Origin of the sequence: Erwinia psychrophila (assembly GCF_039023475.1) — a bacterium.
In the GTDB taxonomy this organism is placed as follows: domain Bacteria; phylum Pseudomonadota; class Gammaproteobacteria; order Enterobacterales; family Enterobacteriaceae; genus Erwinia.
This window is the reverse complement of record NZ_JBCHVB010000001.1, coordinates 458,946-480,463: the sequence shown is the minus strand read 5'-3', so window position 1 is coordinate 480,463 and position 21,518 is coordinate 458,946. Positions and strand designations below refer to the sequence as shown.

Sequence of the window (21,518 nt, the reverse complement as noted above, 5' to 3'; positions counted from 1 at the left end):
GCGCCGGTTAACGCCCTGGCTGTGCATCCAGCAGGCTGACCATAGCCCGCAGATTAGCCGTTTCGCCATTTTTCCGCCAGATCAGCCAGATAGCCAGCTTTCCCTTTCCGTCCGCCAGTGGCCAGGCCTGCACGCTTTCCCGGCCGGGCATCGTCTCAAGCATACTTCTGGGGATCATCGCCAGCCCGGCACCGGCGCTGACGCAGGCCAGAATACCGTGATAGGACTCCATCTCAAAAATTTTACCCGGCGCGGCATCTTCCCGGGCAAACCAGTTTTCAAAACGACGCCGGTAGGCGCAGTTTGCGCGGAAGGCATAAATCGTTGCGCCGGAAATCTGCGCTGCCTGCGTGACCGGCGAATGATTAAGTGAAGAGATAAGCACCAGCTCCTCGCTGAAGGCTGCAACGCCCTCCAGCTGAGGGTGCCTCGGCGGCCCGTCGACAAATATCGCGCTGAACTTCCCCTCCAGCAGCCCTTCAATCATCTCTCCAGAGGGACCGGTTGAGAGATCGAGTTCCACGGCAGGCCACGTCTGATGATAACGGGCAATCAGCGGCGGCAGCCTGACGGCGGCGGTACTCTCTATAGCGCCCAGGGTAAAGACGCCGGCGGGATGCTGTCCGGACACCCGCTCTTTTGCCTCTTCGGCGAGGGTGAGCAGGCGGGTGGCGTAGTCGAGTAATGTTCTGCCCGCATCGGTGATATGCAGACGGAGCTTCTCGCGCCGGAACAGCTCGACGCCCAGTTCATCTTCAAGCTGGCGCAGGCGGGTGGAAATATTTGAAGGGACGCGATGGAGCTTGCCTGCGGCGGCGGTGACGCTGCCTTCCTGCGCAATGGCGCGAAACACTTCCAGCTGGGTCAGGTCCATACATTCTCATTTCATGATAATTGTCTTCATAATTATTCATTTTTCAGGAAGGGATGACAAGCCTATGCTAACGCTTATTCACCGAAACCGATTTTTGCAGGGCAAGTCTTCCCGCTAACAGGAGTTATTATGTCAGGTGCCGTTTCCCGTAATCCTTTTACCGGTGTGGAAATTCGCCATACCCCTTTTGCCTCTGCCGCAGAGGTTGAAACCGCGTTAACCGAAAGCAGCAACGGCTTCAGTCAGTGGCGCAACAGCGATATCAGCGACCGCAGCGAGCTGCTGCGCTCGGTTGCCGGTGCGCTGCGCAGCCACGCCCGCGAACTGGCGGAGATGATGGCGGATGAAATGGGCAAGCCCGTCACTCAGGGCCTGGCGGAAGTGGAGAAAAGCGCGCACTTATGTGACTGGTATGCGCAGCACGGGCCTGCTTTTCTGGCGCCGGAACCGGCGATGGTGGCAGGTGGTAACGCCTGGGTGCAGTATCTGCCCCTGGGCCCGGTGCTGGCGGTGATGCCGTGGAATTTTCCTGTCTGGCAGGTATTGCGCGGTGCAGTCCCCATCATGCTGGCCGGCAACAGCTATCTGCTGAAGCCTGCGCCTAATGTGATGGGCAGTTCGCTGTTGCTGGCAGCGGTGCTGAGAAAGGCTGGCGTGCCGGAGGGCGTTTTCAGCGTGCTGAATGCAGATAACGCCTCGGTGGCCGCTATGATCCAGGATCGTCGTATCGCCGCCGTTACGCTGACCGGCAGCGTGCGCGCCGGTGCGGCCATCGCCGCGCTTGCCGGTGCCGCGATCAAAAAAAGCGTGCTGGAATTAGGCGGTGCTGATGCCTTTATTGTGCTGGCCGATGCGGACATCGACGCGGCGGTGCAGGGGGCTGTATCAGGCCGCTTTATGAACGGGGGCCAGATCTGTATCGCCGCCAAGCGGATCATCGTTGAGTCGGCGGTCTTTGACGAGTTCAGCAGCAAATTTGTGGCGGCGGTTAACGCAATGACGCTGGGCGACCCGCGCGAAGCCTCGACTTTTATCGGCCCGATGGCGCGTTACGATCTGCGAGATGAGCTGGATGCTCAGGTCCAGGCGACCCTGGCCGAAGGGGCTGAATGTCTGACAGGCGGTCATGCGCTGCCGGGCGAGGGGAATTTCTATGCGCCCACCGTCCTGAGCAACGTCAGGCCGGGAATGACCAGCTTCCGCCAGGAGCTGTTTGGTCCGGTTGCCTCGCTGATCCGGGCAGAGGATGCTGAGGACGCCATCGCGATGGCCAACGATTCTGACTTCGGACTGGGCGGCAGCCTGTGGAGCCATGACGTGGAAAAAGCCGCGGCGCTCGCCGCCCGCCTGGAAACCGGCGGCGTGTTTATCAATTCGCCCAGCTTTTCCGATCCGCGCGTGCCGATCGGCGGCGTTAAACAGAGTGGATATGGTCGCGAGCTGTCCCACTTCGGTATCCGGGAGTTCACCAACGCTCAGACCGTCTGGAAGGCGTAAGCCTGTGCTGGCCGGGCAGCGTCCTCTGTTTCGCTGTCCGGCTTTGAACCCTGCCATCCCGGATTGCCACGCCAGGCTAAAATAACCAGAGTGACTGTATGTTAAAGGTGGGATTACCCACCGTTCTGACTCTCTGGTGATTATATGTCTTCTGTTTCTCCCTCATCTTCCGGCGTGGAACGCATCGTGCTCTATGACGGCGTCTGCAAATTGTGTAACGGCTGGGTCCGTTTTCTGATCCGCCACGATCGCGACCATACCGTGCGTCTGGCTGCGGTACAGACGGCAACGGGCGCTGAGCTGCTGAAAAAGGTGGGCATGTCGCCTGATAACGTGAATACCATTGTGCTGATGGAAGGGGACAGGACCTGGTTTCGCGCTGAGGCGATTTTCCGGGTCATGGACCGGCTTCCCTGGCCCTGGCGCCTGTTCAGCGTGCTGCGCTGGTTCCCCAAAGCGATCGGCAACCGCTGCTACGATCTTATCGCCAGCCACCGCTACCGTCTGTTTGGCCGCTACGATGAGCAGCAGCAACCCGAAGCGGACCATCCCGGACGTTTTCTTGAGCAGGAGCCTGAGCGGGAGGGACTGCGCGGTTCCTGAGCGGCGTTCTGCAATCCATCGACGGCTTGCCGTGACGCGGAATTGTTCAGCGTGCGTCAGGACTGTTACAGTGCGTACTCAATCCAGACGTTTACATGATAATAACGACAGTGGAGGTTTCCTTGCCGGTCAATGAATATCAACAGCCCGTTGGCGAAGCGCTGTCCGGGTGGTGCGTCCGTCCCTGGCCAGAACGCGCCACCATGCAGGGACGCTATTGCCGTCTTGAGGCCCTGGATGGCGCTGCGCATGGGGAAGATCTCTGGGAAGCCTGGCAGCAGGCTGAGGATGGCCGGGACTGGACCTATATGCCCGTTGGCCCCTTTGAGGATGCGGTAGCGTTTCGCCAGCACCTGAATGCGGCGGCGGGGAGCAGCGATGCGCTGCATTATGCGGTTATCGATCCCGTCAGCCACCGCGCTATCGGCACGCTGGCGCTGATGCGTATCGATCCCGCGCAGGGCGCGATGGAAGTAGGTTACGTCACGTTTTCACCGGCGCTCAGGCGCAGCCCGCTGTCGACAGAAGCGCATTTTCTGCTGATGAAATACGCCTTTGATCAGCTTGGCTACCGTCGCTACGAATGGAAATGCGACAGCCTGAACGGGCCGTCATGGCGGGCAGCCGAACGGCTTGGCTTTCGTCATGAAGGTGTATTTCGCCAGGCGGCGGTGTACAAGGGACGTACGCGGGATACGGCGTGGTTCTCGATTATTGATGCTGAGTGGCCCACCGTGCGCGGCGCGCTGGAACGCTGGCTGGCGGCAGATAACTTTGACTCTCAGGGAAATCAGCTACGCAATCTGGCCTCGCTGCGCGACGGAAAATGACCTGTCTGAAGAGGGACAGCGGCATGCGCTGTTCCTGCCTCAACCGGGTCCACAACAGCTAACCATTCATTTTTATTCACATTATTCCACACAATGTCACCAGATTAACTAACCTTTTACAGGACCGCGTGACGGTTGCCGACGTTTTGCTGACCTCTCACACCTGTTTAAGGAGCTTATGAATGACTGCCCAAGTTAACCCCCGGCATTCTGCTTTTGCTGTGGCCGTTTACTCCCTGCTCAATCCGGTTCCGTTAGGCTTTTTTGTCGCGGGCTGGATATTTGACATTATTTACGTCTACAGCACTGAAATCAGCTGGACGCGGGGTGCGAGCTGGCTGATAACGATAGGGCTGGTGCTCTCCATTATTCCGCGACTGATCAATCTGGTTCAGGTCTGGATCGGCGCCTCCTGGCCACAGGGTTCGGCGGTAAAAGTGCACTTTTGGGCCTATCTGGTTGCCATTGTGCTGGCGATTTTTAATGCCCTGATCCATACCCGCGATGCGTACGGCGTTGTGCCTGCGGGCGTAATCCTCTCCACGCTGGTGGTGGTGCTGATGCTGTTCGCCAACGTGCAACTCGCCCTGCGCGATCGTACTGCTTAAGGAGGAGACCTGATGAAAAACATGAATCTGCTATCCCTGCTTGCCATCTCTGTCGCGTTGGTGCTTGCCGGCTGTGACGATAGCGCTGATGGTGATGTGCCACACCAGACCGGACCCAATCCTGAACTTCCCCCCGCAAAATCATTCCTGGTGCCGCCGATGAAGGTTCCTTCCGCCGCGCAGTGGAAGGAAGGCGAAACGCCAAAAGTGGCGGAAGGGCTGAAAATCGAGAGAGTGGCGGGTGATTTCAAACATCCCCGTCAGCTCTATACGCTGCCTAACGGCGACGTGCTGGTGGTCGAAGCCGCCGGGCCTAAAACCCCGATCGCCATGCCCAAACAGCTGGCGACCGGGCTGGTGAAAAGCGCCTCCGGGAAGGGCGGCGCGGGCGGTAACCGTATCACGCTGCTGCGCAACACCAGCGGCGACGGGAAAACCTGGGGAAGGCATATTTTTCTGGAAAACCTGAGCTCGCCTTTTGGGGTACAGCTGGTAGGGAATACGCTGTATGTGGCCAATGCGGACAGCCTGGTGACATATCCCTACACGCCTGGCGCGACCCGCATTACCGATCCCGGCACCGTGCTGACCGAGCTGCCCGCAGGGATTAACCATCACTGGACCAAGTCGCTGCTTGCCAGCCCGGACGGAAGCAAGCTCTATGTAGGCGTCGGTTCCAACAGTAATATCACCGAAAACGGCATCGGCATTGAGTACCGCCGCGCGGCAATCCTTGAGGTGGACGCTGAGTCAGGCGCCAGCCGCATCTACGCCAGCGGCCTGCGTAACCCAACCGGGCTTCAGTGGGAGCCGCAGACCGGCAGGCTCTGGGCCATCGTCAACGAACGCGATGAGATTGGGGCGAACCTGGTGCCGGATTATATGACCGCCGTCGAGGAAAACGGCTTCTACGGCTGGCCCTACAGCTATTTTGGCCAGCATCTGGATCCCCGGGTTAAGCCCGAACGCCCCGATTTGGTGGAAAAAGCGATCAAGCCGGACTACGCGCTGGGCTCTCACGTCGCGCCGCTGGGCCTGTGGTTCTACACCGGCACCAATCTGCCGGAGAAATACCGCGGCGGCGCGTTTATCAGCGAGCACGGCAGCTGGAACCGTGACCCGCTGAACGGCTATCGGGTCAGCTGGGTGGCGTTTGAGGACGGCAAACCGGTCGGCGATCCTCAGCCGGTGGTGACGGGATTCCTGACTGACGATCATGAACAGGTGCGGGGCTTACCGGTCGGTCTGACGATGGATAACCTTGGCGGCCTGATGATTGCCGATGATGCTGCCAATGTGGTCTGGCGCGTCACCAACGCCAGCGCGCCCTGACGTAGCCGGAAACGTCGATAACTTTTACGCCGTTTCCGGTTTTCAGAATGCTGAAAGCGTACATCCAACCTAAAAGGATCCTCTGTGGGTCCTTTTTTATGTGCGCTCTTCACTGTTTCCAGCGTCAGGCTACGCCAACGGTATACCGCACAAATTCCCACATCACGCTGCCATCTTCGCTTGCAGTTAAGATATATCATAGATATATTTTGCATCTTAAATGAGAATCATTCCCTAAGATTCTTGCCTTTTATATGCTTTGCCTGGAGATTAAACATGCCGGAAACTCAACCTGGTTCCCGCCTGCCGCAGCGGGTCAGAAACGAACTCCGTATACGCCCGGTCACCGTGGTGAGCAAGCGGCTCATCGCCGGTCAGTTTTACCGGATTGAGGTGGGTGGGGAGGCGCTTCAGGGCTTCGCCTCGGCGGGGTTTGACGACCACGTTAAACTCTTTTTCCCTGATGCGGTGAGCGGCGAGCTGCCGCTGCCGGCGGTTACCCCGGAAGGGATTGAGTGGCCAGAGGGGGTCAGGCCCGCCGCGCGTGACTATACGCCGCTCAGCTTCGATCCCGAAAAAGGGCTGCTGACGCTCGACTTCTATCTGCATGAGGCCGGGCTGGCCAGCGACTGGGTCACGCAGGCAACCCCTGGTGATAAGCTGGCGGTTGGCGGCCCGCGCGGATCGCTGGTGGTGCCAGAGGATTATGCTTTTCAGCTCTATGTCTGTGATGAAACAGGCCTGCCTGCGTTCCGCCGCCGTCAGCAGACGATCTCCGGGCAAAGCCTGCGTCTCTTCGCCTGGGCCGATGAGGCGGTGGGCCAGGCCTATCTTGGCGACCCCGGCAATATTGAGGTCACCTGGCTGGGCAGCGGAGAGATGAACGAGGCGGCGGTGGCGAAGCTCATAACCCGCTTCGACGAGTTAGCGCTGCCGGATGAGGATTACTTCATCTGGCTGACCGGTGAAGGAACTGCGGTGAAGACGCTCAGAGACTACTTCATTACTCAGCGGGAAAGGGACGCGGAAAGGGTTCGTGCGGTCGCCTACTGGCACCTGAAGTAACCTGCCGTTCATATTGAGTTTTTACCGGGGGCAGAGTACGCTTTCTCCCCTTTAACTGACGCCGGGCTGAGAATGAAAGAACCTCATCATCACCGTACTGACGACCAGAGTGACAGCGGGCCGGACGGCAGCGCCAGACGCCGGAAACGCCGGGAAAAAATGCTGGATGCGGGGGATATCCGCCTGCTGATCCTCTATTTTATCTCTCAGGGCGCCGCGCACGGCTACGAGCTGATTAAATCGATCGAGGATCTTTCTAAAGGGGAGTACACCCCAAGCCCGGGCCTGATCTATCCTAATCTGACTCTGCTCGAAGAGATGGAATGCATCAGCGTGACGGAACCGCAGGCGACACGCAAAGCGTACCGTCTGGAAGCGAAGGGGCAGCAGCAGCTGACCCAGGGCAACGCGGCGCTGGAAGCGATACTGGAACGCCTGGGCTCGCTGGCGGTACTGGTCACTAACCGCAGCCGGCCTGAGGTAGAAAGGGCGATCAATAATATGAAAAGCGCGCTGAACAGCCGCCTCTCCGGCGCCACGCTCTCCACGCAGACGCTCCACGGCATTATCGACGCGCTCGATGAGGCTACCCGAAAAATCGAGCGCAGCTGAATGGCGTTTCGCGACAGCCCTTTCTCTTTATCGTCCGCTTATGAACGCATTCTGCCGATCCCGCCCACCGCCTCAATTTTCACACTGCACCGCAGTTTGCCGTCTGGCTGGCGCCGTGCACTCAATTTCCGCACTGCACCGCAGCCTGCCGTCTGACCGGCGCCATGTACTCAACCCGGCAACGCCTGAGTAACCTGCTAAACTGTGGGGGAAACGGGCTATGGCAAGTTTGGCCGCGCAACTTTTTATCACGCTCTGGCAGGCTGGCTGTAATTCTGATCTTACGCTGAGGATAAACGGATTATGTTAAGTGAAAAGCAGAAAGAATCAGTGAAGGCAACCGTTCCCGTATTAAAAGAAAACGGGGTGGCGTTAACGGATTATTTCTACAAGCGGATGCTGAATAATCATCCCGAGCTTAAAGAAACCTTTAATATGGGGCATCAGCGCAGCGGCGCTCAGGCGAAAGCGCTGGCTGGCGCTGTGCTGGCCTATGCCGAAAATATCGATAATCCGGGCGTACTGACGCCGGTTATCGAGCTTATCTGTCATAAACACGTCAGCCTGAATATACAGACACCCGATTATGATATCGTCGGTGAAAATCTGCTTCATTCGATAAGCGAAGTCCTCAGCATCCCGATGGAGGATGAACTGATTACGGCGTGGGGCGCCGCTTATCAGCAGCTGGCTGATATTTTTATCGCCACCGAAAACCGGCTCTACGAAGAACATAAAAATAGCCGGGGCAGCTGGGTGGGCTGGCGTAACTTTATCGTGGACAGGAAAGTGAAAGAGAGTACGGAAATTACCTCTTTCTATCTAATACCGGAAGATGGACAGGCGCTGCCGGACTGGAAGCCGGGGCAGTATATTACCTTACGGTTACAGGTTCCCGCTCTGGGCATTAAACAGCCCCGGCAGTACAGTTTATCTAACAGTCCAACGGATAGTTATCTGCGTATCTCGGTGAAGCGTGAAGATCCCCGCTCGGAAGGGCAGGATCCCGGCTATGTCTCATCAACTTTGCATACTTCCGTTGGCAAAGGCGACAGGGTGGAGCTGAGCGCGCCGACCGGGAATTTCTATCTGATGAACCCCGACGCCACAAATGTGCTGATCAGCGCCGGCGTCGGCCTGACGCCGATGATCTCCATGGTCAATCATCTGCTGGCGACCCATGCCGATCCCCATTCCCATCCCGCCACCCGCGAGGGCGTGAACAGCGATGCGGAACTCAGCGCAGAGGAGAAGAAAGCGATCTATTTTATTCATGCCGCCCGTAATTCCGACGTACACGCCTTACGGGAAGAGCTGAAAAATTTAGCCGGAGCAAATAATAATCTTCATCTCTTTATCACCTATGAAGACGTTAAAGAGGATGAAGTCGCCGGCAGAGATTATCAGGCACAGGGCAGGCTGAACATAAAAGAACTGCCCGCTGAATATCTTCCCGCAGAGGCGGATTATTATCTGTGTGGCCCGGCTCCGTTTATGCAGGCGCAGTATCGCGCCCTGACTGACGCAGGTATTCCGGCTGACAGGATTTTCAGTGAGGCGTTCAGCACCGGCGGGCTGCATCTGTAGTTCAGCTTTCAGTGACGTTGTCACTCATCGCCGGGATAATGGGAGTCGGTCTGGCCGGCTCCCGGAAAAGTTCAGGATTTATCTGTACTAACGCATGTCCGTAAGAAAAAGAGTAAGCGCTTCAATCTCTACCCGCTACGGTATGCATTTTTTAATAAAATGCCGTTAGCAGCCGGTAATCGCGGTCATGCAGCGGCATCGCCGGATAACAGGGCGCAGTAAAACACACAAATTGCTAAAGCCAGAATGGCATGAATTAACGGTGGAGCTAGCTGCCGATCTCCGCCCGAGACATTTTATGCTAAAAATAACCGCTATCACCTATCCCGCGCCTCCTGAGAAATAGTCCCGAAATTCTTCAGCGTGCTGATTTATAAGCTTTAATGGCGCACTACCTGTGCACGTCGGGTCAGCCTGCGGAAAAAAATAAATTATCACCCTGGCGAAACTGTCACGCATGATTCATAAATTAAACAGATTATTCAATCAATCTGTTTTTAGTTAAATTTACATTATCCTTTTGTAATGGAGTGTAAGGGTAATGGTTGTTCAAATGTATATGCTGAGAGATCAAAATGCTTAAGTTAACCAGTATTATTATCGCGATTGTGGCAATCGCGATGCTTTATATGGGCGGCAAGTTGCTGCTTATCGGGGGATCGCCTTTTTACGTGGTGATGGCCATCGGGCTGCTCATCACCGCCGTTGCGCTGTTCAAAAATAAAAAAATTGCCCTTTCTGTCTATGCCGTCCTGATGTGGATTGTGCTGGCATGGATGATTTATGAGGTTGGCTTTGATAAATGGCAGTGGATCCCACGCGGCGATCTGATTGGTCTGTTTGGCCTCTGGCTGGCCATGCCGTGGATTGTTCGCCCGCTTAACCGCGCTAAGAATCCTGCGGATACCCGCGGTTTTCATCCTTTCCTGGGCACGACCGTCATTGTTATCGTTGCGCTGGTCATCGGCATGATGTTTTATGACCCGTACCCGCAGGAAGGCAATATTACCACCAAGCGTATTCCGTCCGACAGCAATGTCGCTCAGAACGACTGGGTGGCTTACGGCGGCACTAACAGCGGTCAGCGCTTCTCTGGTCTGAAGCAGATCACCAAAGAGAACGTTGATAACCTGGAAGTGGCATGGACGTACCACACTGGCGATCTGCGTAATGCAGAGAAGGATGCGACCGAATATACCTTTGAAGCGACGCCGCTGAAGGTTAATAACACGCTCTATTTCTGTACGGCGCATAACGAAGTCCACGCCCTGAACCCTGAAACGGGTGAAATGAAGTGGAAATACCAGCCGGAAAAAGATCGTTCTTATCTGCAACAGCACCAGACCTGTCGTGGCGTAAGCTACTACGCGCCAGCGACTGACGAGAATGCAGCTCAGCCTGCCCAGCCAGCCGCAGCCGTTGCGCAGGCCACCGCACCGGCAACCTGCCGTAAGCGTATTTTCAACGCCGCCAACGATGCCAAACTGCTGGCGCTGGATGCTGATACCGGGAAGCTTTGCACCGATTTCGGTAATAACGGCATTGTCGACCTCAGCGATAACATGGGCAAAATCCGCCCTCATGCGCTGATGGAAACCTCCGCACCGCTGGTGGCCGGCAACCTGGTTATCGTTGGTGACTCCGTAATGGATAACGGCTTTAATGCCGGTAACCCATCCGGTGTGATCCGCGCCTATGACGTGATTACCGGTAAACTGGTCTGGAACTTCGACCCGGCGAACCCGGAAAGCACCGATCCCATCGCGGCCGAGGGTATCTATCCTCAGGATACGCCGATCGCCTGGGCAACCCTGAGCGCCGACCTGAAAAACGGCCTGGTCTACGTGCCTTTTGGCAACGCTTCACCGGATGAAGTGGGTCTTAACCGCGATCCGAACAGCAACACCGAGAAATTCCGTGACGCGCTGGTAGCGCTGGATCTGAAAACCGGTGCATTCAAGTGGCTGTTCCAGACCTCGAAACACGATTTGTGGGATCGCGATATTCCGTCACAGCCTTCACTGCTTGATATCGATTATCAGGGCAAGAAGCAGCCCGTGGTGGTGATGCCGACGAAGACCGGTAACCTGTTCGTTCTGAACCGACTGACCGGCCAGCCCGTCTATCCTGTTAATCAGGTTGATGTGTCGACGAAAGGCATCAACGGTGAAAATTATTCGCCTACCCAGCCGGTTTCCGCGCTGAACTTTATCCCCGATCCGCTCAGTGAAAAATCGATGTGGGGCGTCACGCCGTTCGATCAGATGGCGTGCCGGATTGACTACAAATCTCTGCGCTATGACGGTAATCCGTGGACGCCAGCGACCGAGAAGGGCTCTATTGTCTTCCCGGGCAACATTGGTGTGTTTAACTGGGGCTCGGTCTCTGTCGATCCGGAGCGTCAGATCCTGATTGCTGCGCCGGTTCGCCTGGCTTACAAGTACACCCTGATCAAACGTAACGCTGAAACCGCAGACAAACGTATGTTCACGGCGGAAAACACCCCGTACTGGAACGAAAACTTCCAGGGTGACTACGCGATTCATATCCAGCAGCTCTCCTCAAGCCTGGGCATTCCTTGTATTGCGCCGCCGTGGGGCCGTATGGTGGGTGTGGATCTGACTACCGGTAAAACTGAATGGCTGCGCCGTGTGGGCACCACCAAAAACCTGAAAACCTCTTTCCTGCCGGGCCGCTTCCCGATTGGCTTCCCGATGGGGATGGTGGCGCACGGCGGTCCGCTGACGACCGCAGGCGATCTGGTTTTCCATGGCGCAACGGCGGATAACTTCTTCCGCGCCTACGACATCAATACCGGTGAGCTGTTATGGCAAACCGAGCTTCCGGCAGGGGGACAGGCCACGCCTTCCACCTATATGGGCGCTGACAAGAAACAGTATGTGGTGATTGCCGCAGGCGGTCACGGCTCGCTGGGCACCAAAGAAGGTGACGCCGTGGTGGCTTACCGTCTGAAATAAGCGTCGATCGCGACTGCTCTTCAGGCCATTTTTCTGAACGGGAACTCTGTTATTAACCAAAAGGGGCAGCGTTGGCTGCCCCTGAGATTATTGATAAAGTGCCGGCTCGGAGAACAGGGCCTGCTCGTAAAGACGCAAAAAGCATCGTCCCTGATAGCTCGGCCCGCGCCGTCCATGGCGCGGGACGCTTTACTCCTAGTCCCTGTTCCCCGAGCTTTACCTTTGTCAGCAAACGTTCGCTGCCCCTTTTTTTATTGCCGTCTGAAGAGAGAATCAGCCGTAGTGATGCGACCAGACTCAGGCGTTCTCTTCCGGAGAGGAGATCGCATGGGCGGCACAAATCAGGGCCAGATGGCTCAGCCCCTGAGGAAGGTTACCCCGCCAGCTGTTTGTGCGGACATCGAACATTTCATTAAAGGTTTCAACGTTGCCCTCTTGACAGATGACCGCGAGAATAGCCTGCATAGTCTCTTCCGCCTGCGCCTTTTTACCCATCGCCGCCCAGGCCTCCGCCAGCCAGAACGAGCAGGCGACAAAGGTGCTTTCTTCGCTCTCCACGCCTGAATAACGGTATACCATCGGGCCATTGTGTCCCAGCTCCTGATGGACAGCGTCAAAGGTGGCCAGCATCCGTTCGGGAGAAACCGCGCGGCCATAGTCATGCGTCAGCGCAATCGCAGCATCCAGTGAATCGCTTCCAGCGTAAAACGTATAGGCCTGGCGCTTCTCCGACCAGCAGTGTTCCTCCACCCAGTCGCGGATCCGGTCGCGCTCCCGCTGCCATCGTTTAAGCCATGTCGGTTCAATATGCGTGCTTTCGGCCAGCTTCACTGCCCGGTCAAGCGCTATCCAGCAGGCCATTTTCGAATGGGTGTAGTGCTGCTCCTCCGGCAGTTCCCAGATCCCCGAGTCTTTCTGGCGCCAGCTGTCAGCGCAGTGATTGGCGAGCTGTCCGAGCAGGCGGGACGTGGTGAGATCCAGCACGTGGCCCGCTTCGATAAAGAGCTGGGCGGTCGCCAGCATATCGCCGTACATGCTCAGCTGGGTCTGATCTCTGGCGTTATTGCCCACGCGCACCGGCTGGGAGCCCTGATACCCCTCCAGCGGCAGAAAACGCTCTTCGGGTACCGTCTCACCCTCAAGCGTATAGCAGGTCTGCAGCGGGCAACCGTGCTTGAGGATCGTGGCGGAAAGCCAGGAAAAGGCAGCTTTACAGTCCTCAAGCGCGCCAAGATAGACAAAGGACTTGATGATCAGACAGGCGTCGCGCACCCAGGCGTAGCGGTAATCATAATTCTTGCTGCCGCCAATCCCCTCAGGCACCGAGGTGGTGGCGGCGGCGGCCAGCGCACCGGTCGGGGAGTACCAGAGAAATTTCAGCGCCAGCGCGGAGCGACGAACGTGCGGCAGAAAGGCCCCCTCGTAGCTCAGGCTCTTGATCCAGTCCTGCCAGGCGAGGTGGCTGGTTTCGATGCGCTGATCGATCGAGTCCAGCGTCGGGACGGCCAGCGGCTCTTTCTCCGTGGCCAGCAGGGCGATCAGGGAGGACGAGTCCGGCGAGGTGCGCAGCGTGCCATAAAAGCCTGCGTCGTGCTCCTCAATCTTCAGCACATCTTCAGAGTGCCTGAGCATAATCAGCAGGTCGCCAACGTGAAACACCGGGCCGTGCTGCGTCTCGTTCAGCCAGGGGCTGCGCGTTTCCGCCATGGTGCCCAGCTTCAGGGTGATCTTAAGGGTGACGTTGCCTTTCACGCCGTCAACACGGCGGGCAATTTCGCTCCATGGCAGACGGCCTGCCAGGGTGCTGTTGATCGACTCGGTCAGCAGCACCGTACCATTCTCCGTTTTAAAGCGGGTTTCCAGCACGTTACTGTCTTCGCGATAGCAGCGACTTACGCTATAAGGCTCATCAGGTTCTATCTGGAAAAATCCGCCGATCTTGCTGTCCAGCAGGCGGTCAAACAGGGGGGGAGAATCAAGGTTGGGTGAGCACCACCAGTCGATGGCACCGTCCGGCGCAATCAACGCCACGGATCGTCCTTCACCGATAGCAGCATAATCACCGGGATCGGCAAATCCGTCGCGCCTGGTGGGCTGGCGATAAACGGCATTTTTCATCATTATTTCCTGAGTTGTACCGGAGGTGGATCGGTTTCCGGGCCAGGCCCGGCAAAATCAAATGTGGCCGCCAGTTGGCGGCCACAGGGGGTGACAATCGCGCTACCCAGATTTACAGCGTGCCGGTGCCGCCATCAGAGCACCAGACCTGACCGGAGGTGAAGCTGCTCTCGGTAGAGGCCATGGTGACGTAGAGCGGGGCGATTTCCGCGGGCTGACCGGGGCGGCCCAGCGGAGCAGTCGCACCAAACTCCTGGACTTTTTCCTGCGGCTGGCCGCCGCTGGACTGGAGCGGGGTCCAGTAAGGTCCGGGAGCGACCGCGTTAACGCGGATGCCGTCACCGCCCAGCTGCTTAGCCAGCGCCTTGGTAAAGGCCACGATAGAGGCTTTGGTCTGCGCATAGTCAAGCAGGATCGGGCTTGGAATATAGGCCTGCACGGACGAGGTATTGATGATAGCGGCGCCGCGCGGCAGATGCTCCAGCGCTGCCTTGGTGATCCAGAACATGGCGTAAACGTTGGTTTTAAAGGTCGCGTCAAAATCTTCCGTGCTCAGGGTGCGGATAGATTCATTGAACTGCTGACGTCCGGCGTTATTCACCAGAATATCGAGGCCGCCCAGCTGGCTGACCGCGTCGCTGACCAGCTTGTGACAAAATTCTTCGGAGCGGATATCGCCCGGCAGCGCCACGGCTTTGCGGCCTTCTGCCTCAATAAGCTTGATCACCTCTGCGGCATCAGACTCCTCCTCGGGCAGATAGCCGATGGCCACATCGGCCCCTTCACGGGCATAGGCGATGGCGACGGCGCGGCCAATCCCTGAATCACCCCCGGTGATCAGCGCTTTTCTGCCCGCCAGGCGACCGGAACCGCGGTAGCTCTTCTCACCGTGATCGGGAACAGGCGTCATTTTGCTAGCCAGACCGGGGGCTTGCTGCGGCTGTTCGGGAAAAGGTGGGGTGGGATATTCAATGGTCAGCAGGGATTTTTTAGACTGTTCGCTCATTCTTTAGCTCCTTCTTCTCAATGATTTCACTGCAATAAGCGTAGTAGAGATGTGAGCATTGTCACGTCTGGTTGGGAAACGGCGGGCAAAAAAATGGCGAGGTGAGGTGATGTAGTCTGCTGTTTTGACGCGGAATTACGGCTGAAGGTGGGTTTTTTTGAAGATCACGGGCAGGGCGGTTTTTCAGGTCATTCTGAGTTGAGATAAACGGGAATCGTCGGGAGGTATCCCCGCACAGAGTGAATGTGCAGGGATACCGCGAGCGCCATTATTCAGCGGCGAGACGAAATGCGGAAACGGACTGGGTAAGCGAGCGCACCTGCTCTTCAAGCGAAGCGGAGGCGGAAGCGGACTCCTGAACCAGCGAGGAGTTCTGCTGCGTTACGCTGTCCATCTCCGTAACCGCCTGCTCAATCTGGCCAATCCCGCGGCTCTGCTCTTCTGAAGCGGTGGAGATATGCTCCATCAGCACGTCAACCTGGGTAACCGAGGCGATGATAGCGTTGATGGCGTCGCCGGTTTTACTCACCTGATCGGAACCCGCCTTGATATTGGCCACCGATTCGGAGATCAGTCCCTCAATCTCTTTCGCCGCCAGCGCGCTGCGCTGGGCCAGAGAACGGACTTCCCCGGCCACCACGGCAAAGCCGCGACCCTGTTCACCTGCTCTGGCCGCTTCTACTGCGGCGTTCAGCGCCAGAATATTGGTCTGAAAGGCGATGCCGTTGATGACGTTAATAATATCTTCGATCTTCTTCGAACTGCTGTTGATAAGCCCCATGGTGACAATCACCTCACGCGAAACTTTTTCGCCAGACTGGGCATTTTTCACCGCTTCCTGAGTCAGGCGGCTTGCCTCATGGACGTTCTCGGTATTCTGTTTCACCGTCGCGCCCAGCTCTTCCATACTGGCTGCCGTCTCGGTCAGCGCGGCGGCCTGTTGTTCAGTCCGCGATGCCAGATCGATATTCCCGGCGGCGATCTCCTGAGAGGCGCTGGAAACCGTGTGCGTTGAGTCACGCACCTGAAGAATGATCTCGGTCAGCGCCTGGCGCATCTGCTCCATCGAAGACATCAGCGTCTGAATTTCATTACGTGAAGAAGGTTTTACCGGCACAGGGTTATCCAGTATGCCCTCTGCAATCTGACGACAGTGATCCCGCGCCGCTAACAGCGGAGCGATAACATGACGACGGAGCATCATCAGCACGGCGGCGATAACAATCAGGAACAGTATTCCAAAGGCGGCGATAAGACCGAGGCCAGAAACGAAATGGCTTTTGGCATCACTGTTAAGGCGTTTTGCATACTGCTCATGCAGCGCCAGCACGTTATCCAGCACGATCTCATACTGCCTGTCGAGGCGGATGACGTTCGCTATCTGCCCGTCAAAGGCGCGGCGATCGTTTACTTCTGCCGCCTTAAGCAGGGGCAGCAGTCCCTGCTGACGATAGGTCGTCCAGGCGCTGCTGTATTGATCGGCAAGCGCCTGTTCGCCGGGGCGTTTGGGGGCATCAACATAGGACTGAAAAGCCGCATCGGCTTTCTTCAGTACCTCATTAACCCCGTCGAGCGTTGGCCGGGTGGACTGAAGGTTGCTCTCCTCCAGCATTTTCATATATTCCATCAGCCTTACCCGCAGCGTACGGCTGTGGTTAATAGGATCGATGATGGAGAGGACAACGTGAATTTCCTGATTCACGTCGTCCAGCGAGTCGTTGCTGCGCGTCAGCAGCCAGAGATTGGAAAAGATGCTGGTAAAAAAGAGAATAAACAGCAGCAAAAGCGCGAGCAGGGATGACTTTTTGAGCGACATCAGGACTTCCTTAACGGTACGTGAAGTCAGTAATATCGGCCAGACTGCCGGAAAAATTAGCGTCATCCCGCCCGGAATAGCTGTCAGATCGCCTTAAAAAAGTGAATGTTATTGAATAATAAAGTTTTAAAAGCAGATTCCACCGTTACCCTCTCTTCCGGCGCAGCGCCGTGACCCGCAGTCCGGCAACCGCCGCTGGCAGGGCATGAGTCACTTCAATGGGGCCGGTAAACAGACGGGGAACGTCAGCCTGAGGTTATCAGGCTTTCACTGCCTGCCATCACTGCGCCTTCATCAGGTTTATGATGCTCCGCAGGGTACAAAGTGGAGAATGGTTGACTGGCAAGGTAAAAAGATTGCCAGAAAAGCGCCATTTACCTGAACTATGTCTGGTTTTTACAAAATATCTTACGGCGGGCCAGTTCCACTTTAAGCCACGCTATCTCTGCGCATTTGCTGGGGTTTTTGCTGACCCTTTCTGATACGGGCTGTACAGAGGCAGCAAATAAGATGGCTATCAGTACCAGTAATAGCGCAATAAATCTTTGCTCCGCTCGCGCAATTATTGAGCAGCTATAATCTTTACAGACTCATAGTCCCGTGACGTTAGCCTGTTGCGTGGCAAATGCGGCACTCAATGCTCCGGTCATTATTACAACTCTAAGCTCTGTAACGGCGTAAAACTGACTTCAACAGAAGGCTGACCCTGCGCTCTCTTTTTTGATCCTGTTTGTCTCTGTAGGGACGGGATCCGCGATCCTGACGGACGCTGATTTTTTACACCATCGGGGGTAAGGCATGACGGCCAGCGGGCAGACAAATCTTGCCAGCTCGCCCTACGTCTCTTTCTGGCAGGGAGGATTCGAGGGCGCTGATCACATTACGCGGCAGGGCATTCCTTTGTCGATGACCGAATCCAACGGTCATTTGCAGCAGGCTGCCGCCGATTATCATGCGCTGACCGCAATGAATATCCGTACCGTGCGGGAGAGCGTCGGCTGGCGGTTATGCGAAAATGCTCAGGGATATGACTTCAGCCGCGTTCATGCGCGTATGCAGGCGGCCAGTGAAGCGGGCGTTCAGGTCTGCTGGACCCTGTGCCATTACGGCTGGCCCGCCGGCATCGATCCGTTTCATCCGGCCTTTATCTCCCGCTTTGCCCGCTTCTGTGGCGCGCTGGCCGGCACGCTGGCGCCTTTTTATTCCCATCCGCCCGTCTATTCTCCGGTGAATGAAATCTCCTTTACCAGTTGGGCTATGTCAGTAGGTTTTTTTCCCTCATCCATTGGACCCGGACATAAAACAGGTCTGCTTGCGCGACAGCAGCTGGTGCGGGCGACGCTGGCCGCCTGCGATGCAATCTGGCAGGCCGATCCCCGCGCAAGAATTATGCATTGCGATCCGCTGATCCATATCGCGGCTGCCGGTGACGATCCCGGCCTGAGCGATATCGTCAGGGAAGAGAATGATGCGCAGTTTCATGCCTGGGACATGCTTTGCGGCGCCCGGGAGCCGGAACTGGGCGGCGCACCGCGTTACCTTGATCTTATCGGGGCCAACTATTACCACGACAATCAGTGGGAGTACGGCAGCAACCGCCGGCTCTTCTGGCATCTCGGTGATGCCGGGCGGATCCCCTTTCATGAAATGCTGCATACCCTGAACCGGCGCTATCAGCGGCCCGTGCTCATTGCCGAAACCAGCCATGTTGGCAGCGGCAGAGGTGCCTGGATCCAGCATATTGCGGCCGAAGCCGCCCAGGCTATGAGCCGGGGCGCTGAGCTGCTGGGACTCTGTCTCTACCCGGTAATCGATCGTCCCGACTGGGATGATCCCGCCAGGTGGCATCACAGCGGACTCTGGGATGTGGTCAGCGACGCGGATGCGCCGTTTCGGCGGAAAAAAGCGATCCCCTATGCCAAAGCGCTGCTTGAGGCGCAAAAAATGCTCGACCAGTTTCAGTCCAGATGGGCCCACGGCTCGATGAGTAAGGAGAGTGTCATGAAGGTTAATACAGCGATCGTTTTCAGCCATCTGCGCTGGGACTTTGTTTTTCAGCGCCCACAGCAGATCCTCACCCGTCTCGCCAGAGACTATCGCGTGATCTTTATCGAGGAACCGGTTTACGAAGAAGGGGAGGCGGGGCTACACCTTTCATCGCCTTATGCGAATATCACCGTCGCTCGTCCCCATACAAACGTGCCGCAGCCGGGGTTTCATGACGATCAGATTGCCCGCCTGCAACCCTTGCTGGCACAGCTCTGCCCGCCGGAAACGCGGCCCGTTGTCTGGTTCTATACGCCAATGGCGCTGCCCTTACTCAGCGATCTCTCCCCCTCGCTGGTGGTCTACGACTGTATGGATGAGCTGGCCGCCTTTGATAATGCGCCCCGCCAGCTGTTGCAGCGTGAATCCGCGCTGCTTAAGCGGGCCGATCTGGTCTTTACCGGCGGCCCCAGCCTCTATGAAGCCAGGCGTGCAAAGCATCCCGCCGTACACTGTTTTCCAAGCAGCGTGGACGTGGCTCATTTTGAGCAGTCTCTTGACCGCAGTAATGAACATCCTCTTCAGGCGGACCTTCCCCATCCCCGTCTCGGTTACTACGGCGTGATAGATGAACGAATCGATACTGACCTGATCGCGCTGCTGGCGGACAGTTATCCTCAGTGGCAGTTCATCTATGTGGGGCCGGTGGTAAAAATCGATCCGGCATCGCTGCCCGTTCGCGACAATATTCACTATTTCGGCATGCAGCCTTATCAGGCGCTGCCGCAGTTTCTGGCCGGTTGGGACGTCTGCCTGATGCCGTTCGCCCTCAATGCCTCCACGCAGTTTATCAGTCCGACCAAAGTGCTGGAGTATATGGCGGCGGAACGCCCGGTGGTCAGTACGAAAATCCGGGATGTGGCACAGCCCTATGGCGACCTGGTGCTGATTGCGGAAGACGGTGCGGATTTTGTGCGGCACTGCGCAACGGCACTGAACCTGAGCGAGCGCGAACGGACATTGCTGGCACAGCGAATGAAAGCAGTGGTCGGCAAGACCTCCTGGACGAATACGGTTGATGCGATAAGTTCGCTTATCACCACCGCGCTGGAGAAAACGCAGGAGGCAGGACAGACAACAGCGCCGTCTCACTCCGTTGCCAGCGTGAATAATTCCCGCTTAAGCAGCCTCCTGAAAGCGCGGCATCTTATCCTGGGCGCCGGGCCAACGGGGCTGAGCGCCGCCCTGCATCTGGGAGAGGATGCGGTCCTGCTGGAGCGCAATACTGAGGTGGGGGGCTGGTGCCGCTCGGTTGAGGAGGCGGGATTCGTGTTTGATTATGCGGGCCACATTATGTTCTCCAACGAGCCTTATGTTCTGGAGATGTATAAGCTGCTGCTGGGCGATAACCTGCACTGGCAGATGCGGGAAGCCTGGGTCTATACCGAAGGCGTTCATACCCGCTATCCGTTCCAGGGCGCGCTCTACGGGCTGCCGCCGGCGGTGATCAGGGAATGCGTGCTGGGAGCGATTGAGGCGCGTTACGGTGAGAATGAGGGGCTGTCGGCGGGTGGCCCGGTTATCCGGGACTGTTGTGCGGATGGCAGCGTAGGGGAACAGGCCGCCAGCGTTACCAAAAGCCGGAACCAGGCCCCTGAGAATTTTGAGCAGTTCATCTATCAGACCTGGGGGCGCGGTATCGCACGCCACTTTGCCGTGCCATACAATCAGAAGCTGTGGAAGGTTCCCCTGAACGAAATGGAGACATCCTGGCTGGGTGGGCGGGTTCCGCTGCCCGATCTGGCACAAATCATCGACGGTGCGCTGGAGCCGGTCAGCAAACCCGTGGGACCCAATGCCCGTTTCGGCTATCCGCTACGGGGCGGCTTTCAGGCGCTGATGCGCGGCTTTCTGCCGCTGCTGAAGGGGACGCTCGAAACCGGCGCCGATATCGTACAACTCTTCCCGCAGCAGCATATCGCCGTACTGGCAGACGGGCGGCATTATCAGTATGAACAGCTTATCAGTACGGTTCCGCTACCGGCCCTGATCGCCATGCTGGGCACTCAGGCGCCTGCGGAAATTCAGGCGGCCGCCGCCGGACTGCGTCACACTTCTGTCCGCTGCGTCAATCTGGGAATAGGGCGCGCTAATCTTTCCGGGAAGCACTGGATCTACTATCCCGGCAGCACGATATTTCACCGCGTCTTTCTTCAGGGTAACGCCAGCCCGCACTGTAATCCTGAAAACGGCTTTGGGCTGATATGCGAAATCACCTACACGGATCAACAACCTCTTCCGCTGGAAGGGGAAGCCCTGAATCAGCGCTGTATCGAAGATTGCATCAGCGTCGGGCTATTTACGGAAAGCGATCCGGTTATCACGGCCACGCAAACGGATATACCCTGCGCCTATGTTATTTACGATCACAACAGGCTGCGTAACGTTACGCTGATCCGTGAATGGCTGCTTAAGTACGACATCACGCTGGCCGGGCGCTACAGCGAGTGGGAGTACTACAATTCCGATCACGCTTTCCTTGCGGGTAAAAAAGCGGCAGAAAGACTGACTGCGCATCCAGCTTCGCGTGGCGCCGTTTCATAAGC

General features: G+C 57.1%; 14 protein-coding genes. 10 read left to right on the top strand and 4 right to left on the bottom strand.

Annotation, left to right across the window (positions count from 1 at the left end):
• Positions 1–7: 7 nt before the first annotated feature.
• A complete protein-coding gene (ptrR, locus tag AAH446_RS02175; RefSeq protein ID WP_342905090.1) occupies positions 8–874 on the bottom strand; it encodes a putrescine utilization regulator PtrR in 867 nt (288 codons plus the stop codon).
• A gap of 129 nt (positions 875–1,003) precedes the next feature.
• On the opposite strand from ptrR, the gene AAH446_RS02170 reads away from it, so the two are divergent.
• From AAH446_RS02170 to AAH446_RS02130, 9 genes are all read left to right on the top strand, one after another.
• Positions 1,004–2,371, top strand: coding sequence for an NAD-dependent succinate-semialdehyde dehydrogenase (locus AAH446_RS02170; protein ID WP_342905089.1), 1,368 nt, complete (start codon positions 1,004–1,006; stop codon positions 2,369–2,371).
• Between the two features lie 144 nt (positions 2,372–2,515).
• The gene (locus AAH446_RS02165) at positions 2,516–2,974 is read left to right on the top strand and encodes a thiol-disulfide oxidoreductase DCC family protein (protein ID WP_342905088.1); all 459 of its coding nucleotides are present in this window, start codon (positions 2,516–2,518) and stop codon (positions 2,972–2,974) included.
• 95 nt (positions 2,975–3,069) lie between these two features.
• Positions 3,070–3,804: a GNAT family N-acetyltransferase gene (locus AAH446_RS02160; protein ID WP_342905087.1), complete on the top strand. Its 735-nt coding sequence runs from the start codon at positions 3,070–3,072 to the stop codon at positions 3,802–3,804.
• Positions 3,805–3,986: 182 nt separating this feature from the next.
• Entirely contained in the window at positions 3,987–4,412 is a 426-nt protein-coding gene (locus AAH446_RS02155) for a DUF2231 domain-containing protein (protein ID WP_342905086.1), read from the top strand.
• Between the two features lie 12 nt (positions 4,413–4,424).
• A complete protein-coding gene (locus AAH446_RS02150) occupies positions 4,425–5,744 on the top strand; it encodes a PQQ-dependent sugar dehydrogenase (protein ID WP_342905085.1) in 1,320 nt (439 codons plus the stop codon).
• A gap of 276 nt (positions 5,745–6,020) precedes the next feature.
• Positions 6,021–6,809: a siderophore-interacting protein gene (locus tag AAH446_RS02145; protein ID WP_342905084.1), complete on the top strand. Its 789-nt coding sequence runs from the start codon at positions 6,021–6,023 to the stop codon at positions 6,807–6,809.
• A gap of 72 nt (positions 6,810–6,881) precedes the next feature.
• A complete protein-coding gene (locus AAH446_RS02140; protein ID WP_342905083.1) occupies positions 6,882–7,421 on the top strand; it encodes a PadR family transcriptional regulator in 540 nt (179 codons plus the stop codon).
• A 303-nt stretch (positions 7,422–7,724) separates the two neighbouring features.
• Positions 7,725–9,008 (top strand): globin domain-containing protein, encoded by a 1,284-nt coding sequence (locus AAH446_RS02135; protein ID WP_342905082.1) that lies wholly within the window; start codon positions 7,725–7,727, stop codon positions 9,006–9,008.
• A gap of 575 nt (positions 9,009–9,583) precedes the next feature.
• The gene (locus AAH446_RS02130) at positions 9,584–11,986 is read left to right on the top strand and encodes a membrane-bound PQQ-dependent dehydrogenase, glucose/quinate/shikimate family (protein ID WP_342905081.1); all 2,403 of its coding nucleotides are present in this window, start codon (positions 9,584–9,586) and stop codon (positions 11,984–11,986) included.
• A 297-nt stretch (positions 11,987–12,283) separates the two neighbouring features.
• On the opposite strand, the gene AAH446_RS02125 is transcribed toward AAH446_RS02130, so the two are convergent.
• The 3 genes from AAH446_RS02125 to AAH446_RS02115 all read right to left on the bottom strand — a co-directional run bounded on the left by AAH446_RS02125 (position 12,284) and on the right by AAH446_RS02115 (position 16,926).
• Positions 12,284–14,104 carry a glycoside hydrolase family 15 protein gene (locus tag AAH446_RS02125; protein ID WP_342905787.1) on the bottom strand — a complete coding sequence of 607 codons (1,821 nt, stop codon included), beginning with the start codon at positions 14,102–14,104 and terminating at the stop codon, positions 12,284–12,286.
• A 112-nt stretch (positions 14,105–14,216) separates the two neighbouring features.
• Positions 14,217–15,110, bottom strand: coding sequence for an SDR family oxidoreductase (locus tag AAH446_RS02120; RefSeq protein ID WP_342905080.1), 894 nt, complete (start codon positions 15,108–15,110; stop codon positions 14,217–14,219).
• Between the two features lie 268 nt (positions 15,111–15,378).
• Entirely contained in the window at positions 15,379–16,926 is a 1,548-nt protein-coding gene (locus AAH446_RS02115; protein ID WP_342905079.1) for a methyl-accepting chemotaxis protein, read from the bottom strand.
• 798 nt (positions 16,927–17,724) lie between these two features.
• Here AAH446_RS02115 and AAH446_RS02110 point away from each other — a divergent pair.
• Positions 17,725–21,516, top strand: coding sequence for an NAD(P)-binding protein (locus AAH446_RS02110; RefSeq protein WP_342905078.1), 3,792 nt, complete (start codon positions 17,725–17,727; stop codon positions 21,514–21,516).
• Positions 21,517–21,518 lie beyond the last annotated feature (2 nt).

Excerpts from the sequence above, each read along its gene's own strand:
- ptrR (WP_342905090.1), bottom strand. The coding sequence starts at position 874 with ATGGACCTGACCCAGCTGGAAGTGTTTCGCGCCATTGCGCAGGAAGGC.
- AAH446_RS02170 (WP_342905089.1), top strand. The coding sequence starts at position 1,004 with ATGTCAGGTGCCGTTTCCCGTAATCCTTTTACCGGTGTGGAAATTCGC.
- AAH446_RS02165 (WP_342905088.1), top strand. The coding sequence starts at position 2,516 with ATGTCTTCTGTTTCTCCCTCATCTTCCGGCGTGGAACGCATCGTGCTC.
- AAH446_RS02160 (WP_342905087.1), top strand. The coding sequence starts at position 3,070 with ATGATAATAACGACAGTGGAGGTTTCCTTGCCGGTCAATGAATATCAA.
- AAH446_RS02155 (WP_342905086.1), top strand. The coding sequence starts at position 3,987 with ATGACTGCCCAAGTTAACCCCCGGCATTCTGCTTTTGCTGTGGCCGTT.
- AAH446_RS02150 (WP_342905085.1), top strand. The coding sequence starts at position 4,425 with ATGAAAAACATGAATCTGCTATCCCTGCTTGCCATCTCTGTCGCGTTG.
- AAH446_RS02145 (WP_342905084.1), top strand. The coding sequence starts at position 6,021 with ATGCCGGAAACTCAACCTGGTTCCCGCCTGCCGCAGCGGGTCAGAAAC.
- AAH446_RS02140 (WP_342905083.1), top strand. The coding sequence starts at position 6,882 with ATGAAAGAACCTCATCATCACCGTACTGACGACCAGAGTGACAGCGGG.
- AAH446_RS02135 (WP_342905082.1), top strand. The coding sequence starts at position 7,725 with ATGTTAAGTGAAAAGCAGAAAGAATCAGTGAAGGCAACCGTTCCCGTA.
- AAH446_RS02130 (WP_342905081.1), top strand. The coding sequence starts at position 9,584 with ATGCTTAAGTTAACCAGTATTATTATCGCGATTGTGGCAATCGCGATG.
- AAH446_RS02125 (WP_342905787.1), bottom strand. The coding sequence starts at position 14,104 with ATGAAAAATGCCGTTTATCGCCAGCCCACCAGGCGCGACGGATTTGCC.
- AAH446_RS02120 (WP_342905080.1), bottom strand. The coding sequence starts at position 15,110 with ATGAGCGAACAGTCTAAAAAATCCCTGCTGACCATTGAATATCCCACC.
- AAH446_RS02115 (WP_342905079.1), bottom strand. The coding sequence starts at position 16,926 with ATGTCGCTCAAAAAGTCATCCCTGCTCGCGCTTTTGCTGCTGTTTATT.
- AAH446_RS02110 (WP_342905078.1), top strand. The coding sequence starts at position 17,725 with ATGACGGCCAGCGGGCAGACAAATCTTGCCAGCTCGCCCTACGTCTCT.